Below are 2568 nucleotides of genomic sequence, written 5' to 3'. Positions count from 1 at the left end.
CGGCACGCCGGCGTCGCCCTGCTTCAGCACCGCAACGATTTGGCTTTCGGTGAACTTCGACTTCTTCATGGAACCTCCTGGCGGGGAAAACATGCCAGAAAGCTCTATCTCTCAGGTGTCCACGATCAGGGGGAGGTTACGGTCAGGTTGAACACCCTGGTCAATTTTCGATGCGCAGATCCCCGTTTCGCTGGTCAATTTTCAGCGAGCGGCAACACCCAGACCCAATCCGTTGCCCGAAATCACCGCTGCCATGGTCACGCTACTCCGATAGTGCATCCCCAAGGCTTCGCGCCGGGGTTCTACACTGCTGAATCCATGGAAGAAGGAAAAAGTTTAGGGTCGGATGAAGGAGTTCTGAGTTTTATTGAGTATTCGGGGCGCGCACTGGGCGCCTCACTAGCGTCTGAGACGCCGACTTGGGGGCCCGAAGCCAGTGGTAGCCGATTTCCGGCACTTCCAGTCGGGGCTCAATTGCGTGGATCGGTCCCTCGCAGTAGTGCGGCCGCTGGCGAATGACCTCGAGCCGCTCCATCACGACATTACGGCGGGCAATGAGCGCGTGGTGGGGAACGCAGACACGTTCCCGCTTTCCAGAAGACGTATCGATGGCCCACTCGTGCGCGAACACCAGGTGCGCTTGAGGCGAGGAGTGCGCTGCAGCAAGCAGCGACTGGAAGATGCCCGGCTCGATCAAATCGTCTGGATCGGCCCAGGCCACCCAAGGAGCGGTCCCCTGCTCGAAGGCCATCGCCCTCGCCTGCCCAATGTGGCCCGGCACGCCGGGGCACACAACCAGATTGACGGGCTCACGCTTCAGCTGCTGGATGATGCGCGGCTCTGCGCCATCGCTGGGCAGCATCAGGACGTGCAGATCAATGAGGTTAGGCACGGGCGGCATGGACGGTGGGCCGGTGATCAATTTACCTCTCTCATGGAGCCGGCCCTTTCGTCGACCAGGGACGGTTGGCATCGTAGGCTGATCCTAGGCTCCGGCCCAACCGCAGAACCGCATGCCCCCAGAGCCCTGCCAATAATCATCGCCTTCCCTTCAAAGCTGTTTCGCGCCGCCGAGGACTCCGCGTCAAGCCCGACTCCTGCATGGCCTGGCCAAGGATGGACAGGACCTCGGGATGCCGTATCAGCGACAGGTGTCCGACGCCTTGCAGTATCGAGCGGCTTGTCACTGGAAGCGCGCTGGCGCTAACGCCACCCGCAAGCGCGCTGCTCACCGGAACCAGTCCATCACCCCAATAGTCCCGAACAGCCCGGGGACCGAACTGAGACTGGCTTCCGGCGACAACATGGACTCGTGGCGAAGTAAGTCTCTCGGGCCATGATCCGACCTCAGCGTCTCCGAGCTGGCGAATCGCAATGCTCCGGAGACGCGCAAGCATTGTCCATGGCGCGGAGAAGCGATTCATCGACATGAGGGATTCGATCACTTTCCCGGCGCGCTCCAGAGGCGCCCCTTCGTGAGGGGTACCGAGGAAGACCACGTTGGACAGCTGAGATGTCCAGCGATGACCACGCTGGTCCGCCGTCGCCAAGGCGCTCCGTACGACGAGCCCGCCCAGACTGTGCGCGACGATGTGTAATGGCCGCGATGCATTCCGCGATCTCGCGCTCCGTTGGGCGAGCAGCGTCGCCAGTCGACGACCGTTTTCTCCGATCGACAGACCCGAGTTGTAGCGGAGGTAGAGAGGCGTCAACCCGAAATCCCGAGAAAGCGCGGCGCCATAGTCGGCGGCCTGAGCGTGATTTCCCTGCCAATGCCGGTCATGCATGCAAAGCCCGTGCACGAACAGCACGTCACCTGAATCAGGTGAATCTCTGCTCGATCGCCGTGCCGAATGCGATCGGATGCGCATTGGCAAGGCGGCACTGTGATTCATTTCAACCAATCGGTCTCCAACAATGCCGTTCAAGACGGCTTGGATGTCCAAGGGCACAGGCATGGGAATAGACGTACCACTATCGCCTCCCGGATTTACTTGGCGCTCTACGAACCTGAGTAGTGAATCGCCCCCCTGACCCACGGCACCTGCAGCCACGCGTACGCCCGCATAGACACCACGGGTCAGGTGCTTTCCCAGAAAGAGCGGCGTCGTGGAAAGCACGGCCATGTGAACGGCTTCGGCGAGCCTCGTCACGGCCAAGGTGCCGGCCACTCCCAACTGCAGGGTGCCACGGGCGGCGGCGACGGTGCTAGTGGCGGTGGTTCGGCGCGGGCTCACCCGGACAGTAGTGCACGAAATGGCCGCGCCGTCGACGGTCGGCCTTTGGCGGAGGCCGCGCCACGTAATGTCCACCGCTGCACGGGCGAACTGAACCGCCCAGGCTTCGCCGGAGCGAGCCAGCGGTATTCGCCCTGAACCGCGCGAAGCCCCCCGCGCTGCCTTTTGAATGACGTCGAGCCGCAATGCGGGAGGGTGTCAGGATTTTTGTGTGAGGGGCCTACCATGACGATGTTCAGGAGCCCCCATGCCACGCAAGAAAACCCCGCCGGCGGCGAAGCCGGAATCCATTCTCCCCGACGAGCTGCTTGAGAAGCTGATTCCCGGTCCG

1 protein-coding gene is annotated in these 2568 nt (G+C 62.3%); it reads right to left on the bottom strand.

The features are described from left to right. Window positions 1–364 precede the first annotated feature (364 nt). Window positions 365–901 (bottom strand): hypothetical protein, encoded by a 537-nt coding sequence (locus tag O9255_RS11380; RefSeq protein ID WP_297866979.1) that lies wholly within the window; start codon window positions 899–901, stop codon window positions 365–367. Window positions 902–2568 lie beyond the last annotated feature (1667 nt).

The organism is Silanimonas sp. (genome assembly GCF_027530345.1).
GTDB lineage: Bacteria > Pseudomonadota > Gammaproteobacteria > Xanthomonadales > Xanthomonadaceae > Silanimonas.
Note: the sequence above shows the minus strand (reverse complement) of the source record. Positions and strands in the feature narration are given on the sequence as shown.

What these genes read in the sequence shown, in the direction of transcription:
- O9255_RS11380 (WP_297866979.1), bottom strand. Translation starts at nt 901, where the DNA reads ATGCCGCCCGTGCCTAACCTCATTGATCTGCACGTCCTGATGCTGCCC.